Origin of the sequence: Micromonospora sp. WMMD712, from assembly GCF_029581295.1 — a bacterium.
Lineage (GTDB): Bacteria > Actinomycetota > Actinomycetes > Mycobacteriales > Micromonosporaceae > Micromonospora > Micromonospora carbonacea.
The window spans coordinates 1,893,841-1,912,006 of record NZ_CP120743.1 but is presented as its reverse complement, the minus strand read 5'-3'; the positions used below and the strand labels follow the sequence as shown (position 1 = coordinate 1,912,006).

The following is an 18,166-nucleotide window of genomic DNA, read 5'->3' as shown; positions in this document are numbered from 1 at the left end:
CCATACCGAACTCACCCCCGGCCAGGGTCGGACAATCCTCCCATTAGGGTGGAGGGGCGACGGGATGTCGGGCAGGTGGGGGCATCCCGCGCGGTTGATACCGCCATCTGCCCGACATGAAGTCGATCAACGTGGCATCAGTCCGGTCCGCTTCGTTCCGCCCCGGCCCGACTTCGGGCCTGGGGTCAGCCGGCCATCTCGCCCCGCCCCGCCCCGCGCCCGCCTCGCGTCGCGCCCGCCTCGCCCCGCGCCCGCCTCGCCCGCGCCGCGCCCGCCTCGCGTCGTCCCGTCCCGCCCCGCCTCACGCCCGCCCCGCTCCGCGTCGTCCCGTCGGGCCAGTCGCCCGGTGTGGTGGGAGGTGGCGGTTCGGCGGTGCGGGTTGCCGCCAGGTCTCCCCATCTGGAGGCGAGCGAGGAGGTGAGTCGGATTGCGGCGGATCGGCGCGTGACGTGGCGCACAAACGATACGATCCGGTTCCGTATCGAAACCGTGTGGCCTAGCCTCGTCTGGGTTACGAGTCTGCGCCGTATCGTATTTGCGGGGCGGGCGACATCGGGGAGGGGAACTGCCCATGCAACCGCACGAGAACACCGGACATCCGAGGCGGTGGGCGATCCTCGGGGTGCTGGTGATCAGCCTCCTCGTCGTCGTCCTCGACAACACCATCCTCAACGTCGCCCTGCGTACCCTCGCCGACCCGGTGCACGGCCTCGGGGCGAGCCAGGGCGAGCTGGAGTGGTCGATCAACTCGTACACCCTGGTCTTCGCGGGTCTGCTCTTCACCTTCGGCGTGCTCGGCGACCGCGCCGGGCGCAAGCGCTTCCTGCTGGTCGGGCTGGTGCTGTTCGGGCTGTCGTCGCTGCTGTCGGCGTACGCGCAGAGCCCGGCCCAGCTCATCGGCGCCCGCGCGCTGATGGGCGTCGGCGGGGCGGCGATCATGCCGGTGACCCTGTCGATCATCTCCAACGTCTTCGACCCCCGGGAGCGCGGCCGGGCGATCGGCGTGTGGGCCGGCGCGGTCGGCCTCGCCGTGGCGATCGGCCCGATCCTCGGCGGCGCGCTGCTGGAGCACTACTGGTGGGGCTCCGTCTTCCTGATCAACGTGCCGGTGGTCGCTGTCGGGGTGGTCCTGGTCGCCCTGCTGGTGCCCGAGTCCCGCGACCCCGACCCGGGGCGCGTCGACGTTCTCGGCGTGCTGCTGTCGGTGGTGGGCCTGGTGGCCCTGACCTACGGCATCATCGACGGCGGTGAGCACGGCTTCGGCCGGCCCCTGGTCTGGGTGTCGATCCTCGGCGGCCTGGCCGTGCTGACCTGGTTCGTGCTGCTGGAGCTGCGCAGCGACCACCCGTCGCTGGACGTCCGGCTGTTCCGGGTGCCCCGCTTCGCCGCCCCGGTGGCGCTGGTCGGGCTGGTCTTCTTCGCCGCGATGGGCGTCATGTTCTTCAGCTCGTTCTATCTGCAACTGGTCCGCGGCTACACCCCGTTGCAGACCGGCCTGCTCTTCCTGCCCTTCGCCGCCGCCCAGCTCGTCTTCGCCCCGCGCAGCGCGGCGATGGTCCGCCGGTACGGGGGCCGGGCCGTCGCGGCCGTCGGGCTGGCGCTGACCAGCGTGGCCCTCGCGGCGTTCGCGTTCATCGACGCGGGCACCCCGATCTGGGTGGTCCTGGTGGTCTTCCTCCTCCAGGGCATCGGCATGGCCAACATCATGCCGCCCGCCACCGAGTCGATCATGTCGGCGCTGCCCCGGGAGAAGGCCGGCGTCGGGTCCGCGGTCAGCAACACCGTGCGCCAGGTCGCCGGCGCCCTCGGCGTGGCCGTGCTCGGCTCGGTGCTGTCCGCGGTCTACCGGGACGATGTCGCCCCGGCCCTGCGCGGCCTGCCGGCGGGGGCCCACGAGGCGGCGAGCGAGTCGATCTCCGGCGCGTACGCGGCGGCCGGGCAGCTCGGTCCGGGTGGGCCGGCCCTGGTGACGGCCGCCAACGACGCCTTCGTCTCGGCGATGCACTGGGCCGCGGCGCTCTCCGCGGCGGTCGCCGTGCTCGGCTTCGTGGTCGTGCTGCGCTGGATGCCCGGCCGCGCCCTCGACCGGGCGGCCGGCGCGCCGGCGGCGAGCGAACCCGAGTTGGCCGGAACCGCGTAGGTCCGGGAACAATGTCGGACATGACTTCCGCCGCCGAGGCTCCGCGGTCGCCCGGGCGACCGCGGAGCAGCCGCGCGGACGAGGCGATCGTGGAGGCCACCCTCGACCTGCTGGCCGAGGGCAGCACGATCGAGGCGCTCTCCATCGAGGCGATCGCAACCCGCGCCGGCGTCGGCAAGGCCACCATTTACCGCCGCTGGCCGGGCAAGGACGCGCTGCTGCTGGACGCGCTGCGTCGGCTCAAGGGCGTGCTGCCGAACCCGGCGGGCCACTCCGTGCGGGACGACCTGGTGCTGCTGGTCGGCGCGGTCGGGCAGAACATCGACCCGCGCGCCGCGAAGATCTTGCCCTGCCTCGTGCCGGAGGTGAACCGCAGCCCCGACCACTTCCGGCTCTACCAGAACATCATCGCGCCCCGGCGGCAGCTGATGCGCGAGGTGCTCCGCCGGGGGGTGCGCCTCGGCGAGCTGCGGGCCGACCTCGACATCGAGATGGCGATGGCGCTGCTCACCGGGCCGATGTTGATGCAGCGGATGCTGCGCTGGCACCCCGAGCTGGACGACGTCCTGCTCCCGGACCGGATCGTCGACGGCATCCTGGACGGCATCCGGGCCCGCTGACGCCCCCGCCCAGGCCGCCCGCGCAGCCAGTCACCCGGCCGGCCCGCGAAGGGCCGCACCCGACCGGCCCGATCACCCCGGCCGGTCAGGGCAGCCCGGCACCCCGGCCGGTCAGGGCATCGGCTCGCGGAGCCGGTGCAGGCGCAGCGCGAGCTGCACCTCCAGGGCCCGGCCGGGCTTCTGCCAGTCGGGGCCGAGCAGCTGGCCGACCCGTTCCAGCCGCTGGGTCACCGTGTTGACGTGCACGTGCAGCAGCTCCGCCGCCCGGGCCAGGCTGCCACCCACCCCGAAGTACGCCTCCAGGGTCTTCACCAGCGCGGTGCCCCGCCGGGCGTCGTAGTCCACCACCGGCCCGACCGTGCCGGCGATGAACCGGGCCACGTCCCCGTCGCCCCGGTCGCCGACCGTCCCCAGCAGCAGCCCGACGAAGCCCAGCTCGGCGGTGCTGGCCCCCTGCCCGGTCCGGCCCAGCGCGCCGAGCGCCGTCAGGCAGCGGTCCGCCTCCTGAAAGATCGCCGCCAGCGAGGCCGGGTCCGTCGACGGGCCGCTCGCCCCGGCGGTCACCGGACGGCCGGTCACCCGGGACAGGTCCCGGGACACCGCGCGGGCCGCGCCGCCCGCGTCCCGGCCGGGCAGCATCAGCACCACCCGGCCGTCGCGCGCCGCGGCCAGGCCGCCGCGCGTCGAGGCGTACGTGGTGGCCCAGGAGAGCACCCGCTGCCGGGCGGAACCCGTCGCGGCGATCGCGTCGTCGCCGACCGCCACCAGCACGTGCGGGGCGTCCAGGTCGACACCGAGGCGGCGGGCCCGGCTGCGCAGGGCGTCGGTGTCGGCCAGCGGCCGGGCGATCAGGTCGTCGAGCAGCTCGCCCCGCACCCGCCCCTCGGCCTCGGCCACGGTGCGGCGGAACAGCAGCAGCAGCGCGGTCACCAGCGCCGCCCGCTCCAGGATGCGCTGGTCGGCGTCGACCAGCTCGCCGTCGGGGCGCAGCACCAGCGCGCCCAGGTTCTCCGTGCCGGCGACCACCGCGGCGTACCAGAAGGGGCCCCGGCGGACGCTGCGCCCCTCGGTCCGCGACGCCGCCACGGCCTCCACCAGGTCCGCCCGGTCCGGCTCGTCGATCTGACCGACCCGGGCCAGCCGCCGCCCGTGGGCGTCCAGCGCCAGCAGCGCCCCGCCGAGCACGTCGGTGACGGCGGACGCCACGTCCTCGACCCCGCCGCCGCGCAGCACCAGCGCGGTCATCCGGTCGTGCGCCGCGGCCGCCCGCTCGACCGAGCTGCTGTGCGCCCGGATGGTGGTGTTGGCCGCCGACAGCTCCGCCAGCGCGGCCCGGGTCTCGGCCAGCAGCCGCGCCGTGTCGATCGCGACCGCCGCGTGCGCCGCGAGGGACACCAGCAGCGACACCTCCTCCCGGGCGAACGGCCGGGCGGAGCGGTTGGCCGCGTACAGCACGCCGATCGAGGTGGAGCCGAGCCGCAGCGGCACGCCGAGGATCGCCACGAGGCCCTCCTCGCCCACCCCGGCGTCGATCTCCCCGGTGTGGTGGAAGCGGTCGTCCTCGGGGTAGTTCGCGGTGACGTACGGGGTGCCGGACTGGGCCACCAGGCCGCCCAGGCCCGCGCCCATCGGCAGCCGCAGCCGCTGGAACCGCGCCGAGATCGACCCGTCGGTGACCCGCATGTACGTGTCGCCGCGCTCGTCGTCGTCGAGCGTCATGTACGCCACGTCCGCGCCGAGCAGGTGCCGGGCCCGGTGCACGATCGCCCGCAGCACGGCGTCGAGGTCGCGCAGCCCGGCCAGGTCGCTCGCGGTGTCGTACAGGCCGGACAGCTCGCTCTCCCGGCGACGTCGGCGCTCCAGCAGCGCGCGGACCCGCAGCGCGACCACCTTCGCCTGCTCCAGCTCGGCGAGCCGGTCGGGGGGCACGCCGGCCGCGCGGGCCGCCACCAGCGGGCCCTCGAACTCCACCGCGGCGGCCTCCCGGGCGAGCAGTTCCAGGAACTCCACCGGCGACGACATGACCGACATTGTGCGCGAGGCCACTAGTTCGCCGTCCAGCCCCCGTCGAGGGCGATGGACGCGCCGGTGATGAACGCGGCCGGCGGCGCGCACAGGTACGCCAGCAGCTCCGCGACCTCCTCCGGCTCGATGAGCCGCTTGATCGCCGCCCGGGCCAGCATGATCTTCTCCACCACCTCGGCCTCGCCGATGCCGTGGGTGGCGGCCTGGTCGGCGATCTGGTCCTGCACCAGCGCCGTGCGCACGTACGCCGGGTTGATGCAGTTGGCGGTGACCCCGTGCGCCGCGCCCTCCAGCGCGACCACCTTCGACAGCCCTTCCAGGGCGTGCTTCGCCGACACGTACGCCGACTTGTACGGCGAGGCCCGCAGCCCGTGCACGGAGGAGATGTTGACGATCCGCCCCCAACCCCGGGCGTACATGTGGGGCAGCGCCCGGCGCACGATCCGGAACGGGGCCTCCACCATCACCCGGTGGATGTACGCGAACCGCTCGGGCGGGAAGTCCGGCACCGGCGCGACGTGTTGCAGCCCGGCGTTGTTGACCACGATGTCCACGTCGGCGTCGAGCCGGTCCACCGCCGCCGGGTCGGCCAGGTCGACCCGCACGGCCCGGCCGCCGGCCAGCGCCGCGACCTCCTCGGCCGCGCCCGCGTCGCGGTCGAGCACCAGCACGTGGGCCCCGGCCGCCGCGAGCCGCAGGGCGCAGGCCCGGCCGATGCCGCCGCCTCCGCCGGTCACCAGCGCGGTCCGACCGGCCAGGTCGACGTGTACGACGTGGGGGCCCGCCACGGGTTCTGCCGTCATGGCGCACAAAGCTACGAGCCGGGTGGCCGGGGGCACATGGGGGCGGGACACATACTCGACGCCCCGGCTGTGTGCCGCCGCGCCCCCCGGCCCGTCGGCGGCCCAACCCCCGGCCCGTCGGCGGGCTGCCCCCTGCTCTTCGGCGGCGTGTCCCCGCAGCCGGCTGTCGGGGCCGCCCAGTAGGGTGTCGAACACACGTACTGCCGACGTGGTGGGGAGGAGGCGGCGTGCGCGTGCTCGGCGTCGACCCGGGGCTGACCCGGTGCGGGGTCGGCGTGGTCGAGGGCGTGCCGGGCCGGCCCTGCACCCTGGTCGCCTACTACGTCGTCTACACCGACCCCGGCGACGACCTGCCGCTGCGCCTGCTGCACCTGGACCGCTCGCTGACCGACCTGGTGGCCGAGCACCGGCCGGACGCCGTCGCCGTCGAGCGGGTGTTCAGCCAGCACAACGTGCGCACCGTGATGGGCACCGCCCAGGCCAGCGGGATCGCCGTGCTGGCCGGCGCGCGCGCCGGACTGCCCGTGCAGACCTACACGCCGAGCGAGGTCAAGGCCGCCATCACCGGCTCCGGCCAGGCCGACAAGGCGCAGATGACGACCATGGTGACCCGGCTGCTGCGGCTGCCCGAGCCGCCGAAGCCGGCCGACGCCGCCGACGCCCTGGCCCTGGCCATCTGCCACGTCTGGCGCGGCGGCACCCGCTCGAAGCTGGCCGCCGCGGCCGACCGGGCACGACGAGGAGGAGCACGATGATCGCCAGTGTGCGCGGCACGGTCACCGCGACCGGCCCGGACCACGCGGTGGTGGAGGTCGGCGGGGTCGGCCTGGCGGTGCACTGCGCCCCCGGCACGCTCGCCGAACTGCGGGTCGGCCAGCCGGCCCGGCTGGCCACCAGCCTGGTGGTCCGGGAGGACTCGCTCACCCTCTACGGCTTCGCCGACGACGACGCCAAGCAACTGTTCGAGCTGCTCCAGACCGCGAGCGGGGTGGGGCCCCGGCTGGCCCAGGCGGTGCTGGCCGTGCACACCCCCGACGCGGTGCGCAAGGCGATCGCCAACGCCGACACCGCCGCGCTGACCCGGGTGCCGGGCATCGGCAAGAAGGGCGCCGAGCGTCTGGTGCTGGAGCTGCGGGACCGGATCGGCCCGGTGCCGGTGGGCGCCGACGGGGCGGCCGGGGTGACCGGGGGCGCCTGGCCCGAGCAGGTCCGTCAGGCCCTGGTGGGCCTCGGCTGGACGGCGGGCCAGGCCGACCAGGCGGTCGCTGCGGTCGCGGAGACCGTCGACGGCCCGCCGCCGCCCGTGCCGGTCCTGCTCAAGCAGGCCATCCGCCTGCTCGGCCGCACCCGATGACGGGCCCCGACGGCAACCTCGTCTCGGCGTACGTCAACGACGCGGAGCGCGACGCCGAGGCCAGCGTGCGGCCGAAGCGGCTGGAGGAGTTCATCGCCCAGCACCGGGTCCGCGAACAGCTCGACCTGCTGCTGCGCAGCGCGATGCGGCGCGGCTCCCCGCCCGACCACATCCTCCTGTCGGGGCCCCCAGGCTTAGGTAAGACGACCCTGGCCAACATCGTGGCGGCCGAGCTGGGCTCCGGCATCCGGGTGACCAGCGGCCCGGCCATCGAGCGCTCCGGTGACCTCGCGGCGATCCTGACCAGCCTCACCGAGGGTGACGTGCTGTTCATCGACGAGATCCACCGGATCGCCAAGCCGGCGGAGGAGCTGCTCTACAGCGCGATGGAGGACTTCCGGGTCGACGTGATCGTCGGCAAGGGGCCCGGGGCGACCGCCATCCCGCTGGACGTCGAGCCGTTCACCCTGGTCGGGGCGACCACCCGGTCGGGCCTGCTGACCGGGCCGATGCGGGACCGCTTCGGCTTCGTCGCGCACCTCGACTTCTACTCGCCGGCCGACCTGGAGGTGCTGCTGCGCCGGTCGGCGCGCATCCTCGGGGTGCCGATCACCGACGACGGGGCCGCCGAGATCGCCGGCCGGTCCCGGGGCACCCCCCGGATCGCCAACCGGCTGCTGCGCCGGGTGCGCGACTTCGCCGAGGTCCGGGCCGACGGCACGGTGACGGTGGAGACGGCCCGGGCAGCCCTGACGGTGTACGACGTCGACGCGCTCGGGCTGGACCGGCTGGACCGGGCGGTGGTCACCGCGCTGGTCGACTCGTTCCGGGGCGGCCCGGTGGGCCTGTCGACGTTGGCCGTGGCGGTGGGGGAGCAGCCGGACACCGTCGAGGAGGTGTGCGAGCCGTTCCTGGTGCGGGCCGGGTTGCTGGCGCGTACGCCCCGGGGGCGGGTGGCCACCGAGGCGGCCTGGCGTCATCTGGGCCGTACCCCACCGAATGGTACATTTGGCACCGGTGCCCCTCCCGCGCCCGATCTGTTCTCCGCCGCGCCCGATGAGCCGTGATCCGTTCGTGATCTGTGCCGCATTCGGCGTTCCCAGGTGCAGGGACTAGACTCGCCGCGGTCTGTACAGGACGTGAGAATCCGCCTCCGCTCCGGTGCCCCTCGTGCCGAGCCGGAGGCCAATCGGAAGGTCTGTAACCGTGCTTTACGCAGCAGCGGGTGGCGGGGGAGCCGGCGGTCTCACGCCGATCCTCATGATCGCCCTGCTCTTCGGCGTCATGTACTTCATGATGATCCGCCCCCAGCAGAAGCGCCGCCGCGAGGCGGAGCGGATGCAGTCCACCCTCGGTCCCGGCGACGAGGTGGTCACCATCGGCGGGCTCTACGGCACGGTCACCGGCGTGGACGACGAGACCGTCCTGCTCGAGGTCGCCCCCGGCGTGCAGACCCGGTACGCCCGCCCGGCCATCGCCCGCGTCGTCAGCCAGGCCGAGCGGCCCGAGGCCACCGAGGACGTCGAGGACGCCGAAACCGTCAAGGAGTGACCGTCGTCCCGGGGACGGGGCAGCGGAGACAGCGATAAAACTGGATAGTTGGGCCCGACGCCCGACGCCCGACGCCGACGCGTGAGCGCTGCCGGCCGCCGCCCCCGCGACGGCCGTGGGCAGTCGTGTCGACGTCGGGTCGCCGGCCCGGACACCCGTCGCCGGGACCCCCGGCCCGACCCTCGTGCCGCCGCAGACGGCGGTGCGACCGTAACAGGGAGACAGACAGCCGTGGCACCACCACCTCAGGGACAGATGCGGCCCGGACGGCAGCTCGCCGTGCTCGGGCTCATCTTCGTCGTCCTCTATCTCTTGGTGTTCTTCTCGGGCGGCGCCAGTGGTGGCTTCAAGGACCGGCTGGAGCCCCGGCTCGGCCTGGACCTGGTCGGCGGCACCCGGTTGACGCTGGAGGCGACGAACAGCCTCGACGGCCGGCCCCCGACGGCGGAGAACCTCGAAGAGGCCCGCCAGATCATCGAGAACCGGGTCAACGCCTACGGCGTGGCCGAGGCCGAGGTGGTCACCGAGGGCAACCGGAACATCGTCATCTCCCTGCCCGGCGAGAACCGCGACCTCACCGACGTCGGCAGCGCGGCCGAGCTGCGCTTCCGCAAGGTGCTCAAGGCCGCCGACGGCAGCGGCGCGGCGGCGGCCCCGGCGCCCACCCCGACGCCGGCCCCGTCGGGCAGCGCGTCGCCGGCCCCGTCCGGCAGCGCCAAGCCGTCGGGCAGCGCGTCGCCGTCCGGCGCGAAGGCCACCGCGTCGCCGAGCGCGGGCGGCCAGGGCGGCGGGGCGCCGGCCCCGAGCGCCAGCGCCACCGGGTCGCCCTCGGCGAGCGCCGCGCCGTCGTCGAGCGCCAGCGCCGAGCCGGTGCCGGCGGGCGTCGAGGAGCAGCGCAAGGCCGTCGAGCAGAAGGTCGGTGCCGCTGCCTGGCAGGCGGCGAGCGGGCTCCAGGCCCCGGCCGACCTGACCGCCGACCCGTCGCTGGCCGACAAGCTCAAGCCGTTCGGCGCGCTCAGCCCGCGCGAGATCGCCGTGCTGCCCGCGGAGATGCAGTTCAACGTGCCGACGATCACCTGCGCGCAGCTCGACCAGCGCCCCCCGGCGTCGATCAAGGACGAGAAGCAGAAGGCGGTCGCCTGCGAGGACGGTGTCCAGAAATACCTGCTGGACGTGGCGAAGGTGCTCGGCACCGACGTCGGCGACGCCAACGCGGTGCTCGACCAGACCAGTTCCTGGGTGGTGAGCCTCGACTTCAAGGGCGCGGGCCAGGAGAAGTGGACCAACCTGACCCGCGAGGCGTTCAACAACGAGGGCCAGGCCTGCGACCAGACCGCGCTGGGCCAGGACGGCAAGTGCCGGGTCGCCGTGGTGCTGGACAACAAGGTCGTCTCCTCGCCGGAGATCCAGGGCGTGCTGACCGGTGACTCGCAGATCACCGGCAGCTTCGACAACAAGACGGCCAACGCCCTGGCCGGTCAGCTGCGCTACGGCGCGCTGCCGGTGACCTTCGAGGCGCAGGAGCAGCAGAACGTCACCGCCACCCTCGGCGCGAGCCACCTGCGCGCGGGCCTGCTCGCCGCCGGCATCGGCATGCTGCTGGTCATCATCTACTCGTTCTTCTACTACCGGCTGCTCGGCTCGGTCATCTTCCTGAGCCTGGTGCTGTCGGGTCTGCTGGTCTTCGGCGCGCTGGTCTTCCTGGGGCGGCAGATCGGCTTCACCCTCACGCTCGCCGGCATCGCCGGCATGATCGTCTCACTCGGTGTGGCGGCGGACTCGTTCGTCATCTACTTCGAGCGGCTCAAGGACGAGATCCGGGAGGGCCGCAGCCCGCGCAGCGCGGTGCCCCGGGCGTGGATCCGGGCCCGGCGGACGATCATCTCGGCCAACGCGATCACCATCATGTCGGCCGTGGTGCTCTACATCGTCTCGGTCGGCGCGGTGAAGGGCTTCGCCTTCGCGCTCGGCCTGGCCACGGTGCTCGACCTGGTCGTGGTCTTCCTGTTCCGTCACCCGATCATGACGATGTTCGCCCGGACCCGGGCGTTCCTGTCCCCGCGGGTCAGCGGTCTCGGCCGGATCCTTCCGCCCGCGCGGAGCGAGCAGGCCACCCGCACCTCGCGCGTCAAGGAGGCCTGAGATGGCTAAGACTGGTTTGGCGAGCCGCCTCTACGCGGGCGAGGCCGGCCTCGACGTCATCGGCCGGCGCAAGCTGTGGTTCGGCGTGGCCGGGGCGCTGATCCTCGTCGCCGTGCTCAGCTTCGCCCTGCGCGGCTTCAGCCTGGGCATCGAGTTCGCCGGCGGCAACTCGTTCCAGGTGCCGGCCAGCGTCGGCACCCTCGACGACGCCGAGAAGACGGTCGACACGGTGCTGGCGCGCACCGCGGCGGGCGCCGAGGTGGTCACCGCGCAGAGGGTCGGCGGCACCGGCGGCGACTTCTACGAGATGCGCACCACGCAGCTCGACGCCGAGCAGGCCAACGAGGCCAAGGCCGAGATGGCCCGCGTGTTCGGCATCCAGGCCGACCAGATCAGCGGCAACCAGGTCAGCGAGGCGTGGGGCAGCCAGGTCACCTCCCGGGCGCTGCTCGGTCTGGTGATCTTCGTCCTGCTGGTGACGGTCTACCTGGTCCTGCGGTTCGAGTGGCGGATGGCGGCCGCCGCCGTCTCCTCCCTGTTCATGAACCTGATCCTCACCGCCGGCATCTACTCGCTGGTCGGCTTCGAGGTCACCCCGTCGACGATCATCGGCTTCCTCACGATCCTGGGCTTCGCGCTCTACGACGTGGTGGTGGTCTTCGACAAGGTGCAGGAGAACACCCGGGGCATCACGGCGAACAACAACCAGACGTACGGCGAGGCGGCCAACCTGGCCATCAACCAGAGCCTCATGCGGTCGCTGAACACCTCGGTGGTCGCGCTGCTGCCCGTCGGTGGCCTGCTCTTCATCGGCGCCGGCCTGCTGGGCGCGGGCACGCTGAAGGACCTCGGCCTGGTGCTGTTCGTCGGCATGGCGGTCGCCTTCCTGACCTCGATCCTGCTGGCGACCCCGCTGCTGGTGCTGCTCAAGAACTACGAGCCGCGCATCCAGGCGCACAACAAGCGGGTCCTGGCCCGGCGGACCGCCCTCGCCAAGGGTGAGATCACCCCGAAGGGCGCGGCGCGTCCGGCCGCGGACGCCGAGGAGCCCGTCGACGTCGACGCGGCCCTGGCCGGGGCCGCCCCGAAGGTGGGCGCCCGGCCCGCCGGCAAGCGGTCGACCGGCGCCCGGGGCGGCCGCCCCGCCGGTGGCGGCGGCAACCGGCCGGGCGGCGCCAAGCGGCGCTGATCGGCCACACCGGTAGGAGACAGGAAACACGTTCCGACGGCGTCCCGCGGGCTGTGCGAGCAGCGCGCGGGACGCCGTCGGCCATGAAGGGAGACGGGCCGCCGTGACGGAGACGCACAGCGCCGGGGTACGGGGAGACAGCGGCCCACGGGTCGCCGAGCTGGTCGCCAGCCGCGTGCTGGACGTGCCGGACTTCCCGAAGCCGGGCGTGATGTTCAAGGACCTGATGCCCCTCTTCGCCGACGGCGAGGTGTTCCGGCAGGTCGTCGACGGGATCGTGGCCCACCACGGGCGGGACGCGTTCGACGCCGTGGTGGGCATCGAGGCCCGGGGCTTCGTCGTCGCGGCGGCCATCGCGTACGCGGCGGGGGTGGGCGTGGTGCCGGTGCGCAAGGCCGGCAAGCTGCCCCGCCCCGCCTACTCGGCCTCCTACGCGCTGGAATACGGCGAGGCGACGCTGGAGGTGCACGAGGACGCGTTCACCGCCGGGCACCGGGTGCTGGTGGTCGACGACGTGCTCGCGACCGGGGGCACCGCCGAGGCCACCCTCGACCTGGTGGAGCGGGCCGGCGGCACGGTGGCCGGCTTCACGGTGCTGCTGGAGCTGGGGTTCCTCGGCGGGCGCGAGCGGCTGGCCCCGCGCCCCGTGCACGCCCTGCTGAGCGTGTGAGCCGCCGGGGCCTCGTCCCCCGTCCCGGCGTCGACGACCCGGGGCGTCGGGCCGGGAACGGTGCCCGTGCCCGTCCGCGTGGCGCGCGGAGCGCCTGTTCGTGCCCCGGTGCCCGATTGGTGGCCCCGGCCGCCGGGCGGACCCGGTGGGGACCGTCCGGCGGAGCGGCGGGGCACCGTGCGTGCGGGTAGCATTGCCCATTGCTGACCGGGCGGGTGACCGTCCGGGCGGTGCGAAGACCAGGCCGGCCGGACGGTCGGCGCATCCCCGGCGAGCGGTGAGGAGGCCGGTGTCCCACGATGTCGTCCCTCCGGTGGAGGGCACGGTGCACCCGACAGGCGACGCTGACGGTTCGGTGACCGATCGGGGCGCTGACGCCCTGGCCGTGGCGGGTGGTGACGGCGCGGGCCCCGGGTCCGCCGACGGCGCGGCGGCGGGTGCCGGGGCGTCGCTGTTCCCGGCCGACGCCGCCGACGATCCGGCGCAGCTCAGCGGTGATCCCTCGCCGAGCGGCGGCTTCGCCCTCTCCAACGCGCCCACCGGGCGGCGGGTGCGGGCGAGGCTGGCCCGGTTCAACGCGCCCTGGCAGACCTCGCAGGTCAGCGAGGTGCTGGAGCCGCTGATCTCCAGCCACCGGGAGAACCACCCGAAGGCCGACGCGAAGTTGATCCAGACCGCGTTCGACACCGCCAACCGCTGGCACTCCGGCCAGTACCGCAAGTCCGGCGACCCGTACATCACGCATCCCCTCGCGGTGGCCACCATCCTGGCCAACCTGGGCATGGACACCACGACGCTGGTCGCCGCGCTGCTGCACGACACGATCGAGGACACCGAATACACGCTCGACCAGATGAAGGTCGACTTCGGTCCCGAGGTGACGCTGCTCGTCGACGGCGTGACCAAGCTCGACAAGGTCAAGCTCGGCGACGCCGCGAAGGCGGAGACGATCCGCAAGATGGTCGTGGCGATGGCGAAGGACCCGCGGGTCCTGGTGATCAAGCTGGCCGACCGGCTGCACAACATGCGCACCCTGTCCTTCCTGCCCGCGCCGAAGCGGGAGCAGAAGGCGAAGGAGACGCTGGAGATCCTGGCGCCCCTGGCCCACCGCCTGGGCATGAACACGATCAAGTGGGAGCTGGAGGACCTCGCCTTCGGCACGCTGTTCCCGAAGCGGTACGAGGAGATCCTGCGCCTGATCGGGGAGCACCAGCCGCAGCGGGAGTCGCTGCTGCGTCAGGTGACGCAGAAGGTGGGCACCGACCTGAAGGCCGCCAAGATCAAGGCGGAGACGACGGGCCGGCCGAAGCACCTCTACTCGATCTACCAGAAGATGATCGTGCGGGGCCGCGACTTCAACGACATCTACGACCTGGTCGGGGTGCGGATCCTGGTCGACACGGTGCGCGACTGCTACGCCGCGCTGGGCGTGATCCACGCGAACTGGCAGCCGGTGCCGGGCCGGTTCAAGGACTACATCGCGATGCCCAAGTTCAACATGTACCAGTCGCTGCACACGACGGTCATCGGGCCCACCGGCAAGCCGGTGGAGATGCAGATCCGCACGTACGCGATGCACCGCACCGCCGAGTTCGGCATCGCCGCGCACTGGAAGTACAAGGAGCACAAGGGCACCCAGATCGTCGGCCCGCCCGCGCACATCGACGAGATGACGTGGCTGCGCCAGTTGCTCGACTGGCAGCGGGAGGCGGCGGATCCGAGCGAGTTCCTCGACGCGCTGCGCTTCGACCTGTCGAGCCAGGAGGTGTACGTCTTCACCCCCAAGGGTGACGTCATCCCCCTGCCGACGGGGTCGACGCCGGTGGACTTCGCGTACGCGGTGCACACCGAGGTCGGGCACAAGTGCATCGGGGCGCGGGTCAACGGCAAGCTGGTGCCCCTGGAGTCGACGCTGTCCAACGGCGACGTGATCGAGATCTTCACGTCGAAGTCCGACACGGCGGGGCCGACGCAGGACTGGCTGGGCTTCGTGAAGAGCCCCCGCGCCCGCACGAAGATCCGGCAGTACTTCAACAAGGAGCGGCGCGAGGAGGCGATCGAGGCCGGCAAGGACTCGATCGTCAAGGCGATGCGCAAGCAGGGCATGCCGTTGCAGCGGATGCTCACCTCCGACGCGCTGATGGCGATCGCGCGGGACCTGCACCTGGCCGACGTGGCGTCGCTCTACGCGGCGGTCGGCGACAGCCAGGTCTCCGCGCAGTCGGTGGTGCAGAAGCTGATGGCCGCGTACGGGGGCGAGGAGGGCGCGGCGGAGGACATCGCCGAGACCGCCGTGGCCACCCGGCCCCCGCGCAGCCGGCAGAGCAGCGCCGACCCGGGCGTGGTGGTGCGGGGCGTCAGCGACGTCTGGATCAAGCTGGCCCGCTGCTGCACGCCGGTGCCGCCCGACTCGGTCTTCGGGTTCGTCACCCGCTCCGGCGGCGTCAGCGTGCACCGCGACGACTGCGCCAACGCCGAGGACCTGCGGGCCCAGGCCGAGCGGGTGGTCGAGGTGAGCTGGAAGCTCACCTCCGCCTCCACGTTCCTGGTGGCCATCCAGGTGGAGGCCCTCGACCGGCACAAGCTCCTCGCGGACGTCACCCGGGTGCTCTCCGACGAGCGGGTCAACATCCTCTCCGCGACCGTCACCACCACCCGCGACCGGGTGGCCGTGAGCCGGTTCAGCTTCGAGATGGCCGACCCGAAGCACCTGGGGCACCTGCTGGCCGCCGTCCGCAAGGTCGACGGCGTGTTCGACGCCTACCGGGTCACCTCGGGCTCCTGAGCGGCCCGGAAGGCCCCACCCACGACAGCGCCCGCCGGCGGTGACCGGCGGGCGCTTCGTCGTGCGGGGGCGGGGCGGGCGGTCAGCCCTGCGCCTCGCTCATCGTCATCTTCTCGATGACGATCTCCTTCTTGGGGTGGCCGCCGCCGGCCTGCTTGGCGTACGCGCCGTCGTCGCCGGCCTTCGCCACCTGGTTGACGATGTCCATCCCGCCGGTGACGGTGCCGAGCACCGTGTAGTTCGCGTCCAGCGGCGAGTCGCCGTAGACGATGAAGAACTGGCTGCCGGTGCTGCCCGGCTGCCCCGAGTTGGCCATCGCGATGACGCCCTCCGGGTACGGCGGGCGCTTGTCGGTCGGCAGGTTCTCCTCGGCCATCCGGTAGCTCGGGCCGCCGGTGCCGTCGGTGTCCCGCCAGCCCTTGCCGGTGGCGCTCGGGTCGCCGCACTGGAGCACCTTGATGCCCTCGGTGACCAGACGGTGGCACTTGGTGTTGTCGAGGAAGCCCTTGCTCGCCAGGTGGGTGAAGCTGGCGGCGGTGCACGGCGCGACGGACCGGTCGACCTTGGCGGTGATCGGGCCCAGGTTGGTGTCGAACGTCAGCGTCTGGGTGCCGGTGTTCGGTTGCTGGGCGGCCGGCAGCCCGACGTCCTTGATCTCCTTGGTCCGCTGCTCCTTGGGAACCTCGGTCCAGGTGCACTGCACGAAGCCGGGGGCGGCGGCGGTGTCCTGCTTCTTGTCGTCGTCGCCGCCGATGCTGGCGGCGAGCCAGACGGAGCCGGCGACCACGAGCAGCAGGGCCGCCCCGGCCCCGACGATCGCCTGCGTCTGCCGGCGCTTGCGGGCCCGGGCCGCACGCTCGGCCATCTCCCGCTCGAGCCGGGCGCGCGCCGCCGCGCGCTGCCGCTCTCTGGTGGACGTCACGGTCGATCCTCCTGGACTGTCTCGGGCGCGGCCGGTGCCGCAAAAGGCTGTGGGGTGCGGGGGAGCCGGGTCAGCCGGCGCTGGGGCTGGCCGACGCGCCGCTGGGGGCCGGGGCCGGCGCGGTCGACGGCTCGCCGACGGTGAGGCTCTGGATCACCACGTCGGTCTTCGGCTTGACCTTGGCTCCGCTCCCATTGTCCACGGTCGGCAGGGCACCGATCTTCGTGACCACGTCCAGGCCGCCGGTGACCTTCCCGATCACCGGGTAGGCCGGCTTGTCCGGGTCGAAGTCCTTGAAGAAGATCAGGAACTGGCTGCCGTTCGCGCCCGGCGGGTTGGCGATCATCGCCACCGTGCCCTTCGGGTACGCCGGGGGCTCGTCGGGCGCCGGGCTCGCCGACGGGCTGGCCTCGGGGGCCACCGGGACGTTCTCGTCGTAGAACGAGTAGGCCGGGCCGCCCAGCCCGGTGCCGCTCGGGTCGCCGCAGCGCAGCGCGCCCTCGGAGGTGATCTCGTGGCACTTCGTGTTGTCGTAGAAGCCCTTGCTGGCCAGGTGGGCGATGCTCGCCCCGGCGCACGGGGCCGACGCGAGGTCCAGCTCGGCGGTGATCGGGGCGCCCTGGTTGGTGGTGACGGTCAGCGCCCGGGTGCCGGCGGTCGGCAGGCCCTTGGTGGCCGGGGTGCCCACGTCCTTGAGGTTGGTGTTCGCGGCGGCGTCCTGCGGCGTCCAGAGGCAGACGTCCTCGGCGGCCGTGTCCTGCTTCGGGTCGTCGTCGAAGGCGCCCAGCGCCCAGGCCGAACCGGCCACGATCAGCACGAGCACCACGGCGGCGCCGACACCGGCCTGGATCTGCCGCCGGCGTCTGGTCCGGGCGGCCCGTCGCGCCAGCTGCCGGTCGAGCTTGGCCCGCGCCAGTTTGCGCTGCCGGTCCCTGCTGGAAGCCACCCGTGCTCCCCTTCCTCTACCCTGATGGTCACCGGCGGTCGGCGTCGCGCCCCGTCGGGCGCCACGTGCGCCACGCCACACGCCCGCCAGAGTGTACGGGTAGCGGCTGGGAAAGTGGTGTACGAGGTCCGGGCTGGCTTTATCGGAGTTGCTCACTGGGCCGCTGTGGCCACGGGGGCGGGTGGGCCGGCGCGGTCCGCCCGCCGCTGCGGCTAGGCTTCCGGTGCAGGCTAGACAGCGACGGAAGGGGAGCGCCGTGCTCGTGGCGAGCTTTCCCGCGGACGCCTTCGGCACCAACTGCTACGTGGTGGCGACCGGGCCGGGGGAGCAGTGCGTGGTGGTCGACCCGGGCATCGGGGTGATCGACCGGCTCGACGCCGTCCTCGCCGAGCATCGCCTGCACCCCGCCGCCGTGCTGCTCACCCACGGCCACCTCGACCACACGTTCTCCGTCGCGCCGGTCTGCGGCGCGCGGGGCGTGACCGCGTACGTCCACCCGGAGGACCGCGAGCTGCTGGCCGACCCGGCCAAGGGGCTGTCGATGGACCTCCGGGGGCTCTTCGGCGGCCGGCTGCCCTACTCCGAGCCCGACGACGTCGCCGAGCTGACCGACGGCGCGACCCTGTCGCTGGCCGGGTTGGAGATCACCGTCGACCACGCCCCGGGCCATACCGGCGGGTCGGTGCTGTTCCGGCTGCCCGGCGCGGGCTCGCAGTGGGAGGCCGAGCAGGTCTGCCTCTCCGGCGACGTGCTCTTCGCCGGCTCGATCGGCCGCACCGACCTGTGGGGCGGCAGCATGCCCCGGATGCTCACCAGCCTGCGCGACAAGATCCTGCCGCTGGCCGACGACACGGTGGTGCTGCCCGGCCACGGCCCCGCGACCACCATCGGCCGCGAGCGCGCGAGCAACCCGTACCTCATCGAGGTGGCGGCCTCGGGCGACGCGCGCCCGGCCGCACCCACCCGCGGCCTCTAGGCCGCGCCTCGACCTTTCCCGCGCCGCCGCGCGGGTGCTGAAC

The 18,166-nt window shown here is 73.4% G+C and carries 15 protein-coding genes; 11 read left to right on the top strand and 4 right to left on the bottom strand.

What is annotated here, in order from left to right:
* The first annotated feature begins 571 nt into the window (after positions 1 to 571).
* The gene (locus tag O7633_RS07930) at positions 572 to 2,140 is read left to right on the top strand and encodes an MFS transporter (RefSeq protein ID WP_282327075.1); all 1,569 of its coding nucleotides are present in this window, start codon (positions 572 to 574) and stop codon (positions 2,138 to 2,140) included.
* Between the two features lie 11 nt (positions 2,141 to 2,151).
* Positions 2,152 to 2,760, top strand: coding sequence for a TetR/AcrR family transcriptional regulator (locus tag O7633_RS07925; RefSeq protein WP_282327074.1), 609 nt, complete (start codon positions 2,152 to 2,154; stop codon positions 2,758 to 2,760).
* 111 nt (positions 2,761 to 2,871) lie between these two features.
* Here O7633_RS07925 and O7633_RS07920 read toward each other — a convergent pair whose 3' ends face one another.
* Positions 2,872 to 4,791, bottom strand: coding sequence for a helix-turn-helix domain-containing protein (locus tag O7633_RS07920; RefSeq protein WP_282327072.1), 1,920 nt, complete (start codon positions 4,789 to 4,791; stop codon positions 2,872 to 2,874).
* Positions 4,792 to 4,805: 14 nt separating this feature from the next.
* Positions 4,806 to 5,588 (bottom strand): 3-hydroxybutyrate dehydrogenase, encoded by a 783-nt coding sequence (locus O7633_RS07915; protein WP_282327071.1) that lies wholly within the window; start codon positions 5,586 to 5,588, stop codon positions 4,806 to 4,808.
* A 227-nt stretch (positions 5,589 to 5,815) separates the two neighbouring features.
* Here O7633_RS07915 and ruvC point away from each other — a divergent pair, with 227 nt between their 5' ends.
* The 8 genes from ruvC (at position 5,816) to O7633_RS07875 (ending at position 15,279) form a co-directional block, all read left to right on the top strand.
* Positions 5,816 to 6,343 carry a crossover junction endodeoxyribonuclease RuvC gene (ruvC, locus tag O7633_RS07910; RefSeq protein ID WP_074478717.1) on the top strand — a complete coding sequence of 176 codons (528 nt, stop codon included), beginning with the start codon at positions 5,816 to 5,818 and terminating at the stop codon, positions 6,341 to 6,343.
* A complete protein-coding gene (ruvA, locus tag O7633_RS07905; protein ID WP_282327068.1) occupies positions 6,340 to 6,942 on the top strand; it encodes a Holliday junction branch migration protein RuvA in 603 nt (200 codons plus the stop codon). Before ruvC ends, ruvA begins: the two co-directional genes overlap by 4 nt.
* Positions 6,939 to 8,009 (top strand): Holliday junction branch migration DNA helicase RuvB, encoded by a 1,071-nt coding sequence (gene ruvB, locus O7633_RS07900; protein ID WP_043967887.1) that lies wholly within the window; start codon positions 6,939 to 6,941, stop codon positions 8,007 to 8,009. Before ruvA ends, ruvB begins: the two co-directional genes overlap by 4 nt.
* A gap of 139 nt (positions 8,010 to 8,148) precedes the next feature.
* Positions 8,149 to 8,493 (top strand): preprotein translocase subunit YajC, encoded by a 345-nt coding sequence (yajC, locus tag O7633_RS07895; protein WP_074478714.1) that lies wholly within the window; start codon positions 8,149 to 8,151, stop codon positions 8,491 to 8,493.
* A 255-nt stretch (positions 8,494 to 8,748) separates the two neighbouring features.
* The gene (gene secD, locus O7633_RS07890; protein ID WP_278136173.1) at positions 8,749 to 10,635 is read left to right on the top strand and encodes a protein translocase subunit SecD; all 1,887 of its coding nucleotides are present in this window, start codon (positions 8,749 to 8,751) and stop codon (positions 10,633 to 10,635) included.
* Position 10,636: 1 nt separating this feature from the next.
* Complete coding sequence (secF, locus tag O7633_RS07885; protein WP_282327065.1) at positions 10,637 to 11,824, top strand: protein translocase subunit SecF; 1,188 nt, start codon at positions 10,637 to 10,639, stop codon at positions 11,822 to 11,824.
* Positions 11,825 to 11,927: 103 nt separating this feature from the next.
* Positions 11,928 to 12,494, top strand: a complete 567-nt coding sequence (locus O7633_RS07880; RefSeq protein ID WP_178065594.1) for an adenine phosphoribosyltransferase — start codon at positions 11,928 to 11,930, stop codon at positions 12,492 to 12,494.
* 313 nt (positions 12,495 to 12,807) lie between these two features.
* Complete coding sequence (locus O7633_RS07875; RefSeq protein ID WP_278136172.1) at positions 12,808 to 15,279, top strand: bifunctional (p)ppGpp synthetase/guanosine-3',5'-bis(diphosphate) 3'-pyrophosphohydrolase; 2,472 nt, start codon at positions 12,808 to 12,810, stop codon at positions 15,277 to 15,279.
* An 82-nt stretch (positions 15,280 to 15,361) separates the two neighbouring features.
* On the opposite strand, the gene O7633_RS07870 is transcribed toward O7633_RS07875, so the two are convergent.
* Complete coding sequence (locus tag O7633_RS07870) at positions 15,362 to 16,201, bottom strand: peptidylprolyl isomerase (protein ID WP_278127677.1); 840 nt, start codon at positions 16,199 to 16,201, stop codon at positions 15,362 to 15,364.
* Between the two features lie 70 nt (positions 16,202 to 16,271).
* Positions 16,272 to 17,147: a peptidylprolyl isomerase gene (locus tag O7633_RS07865; protein ID WP_282327063.1), complete on the bottom strand. Its 876-nt coding sequence runs from the start codon at positions 17,145 to 17,147 to the stop codon at positions 16,272 to 16,274.
* A gap of 256 nt (positions 17,148 to 17,403) precedes the next feature.
* Between O7633_RS07865 and O7633_RS07860 the strand changes: the two genes are divergently transcribed.
* Complete coding sequence (locus O7633_RS07860; RefSeq protein ID WP_043967900.1) at positions 17,404 to 18,123, top strand: MBL fold metallo-hydrolase; 720 nt, start codon at positions 17,404 to 17,406, stop codon at positions 18,121 to 18,123.
* Positions 18,124 to 18,166: the final 43 nt, after the last annotated feature.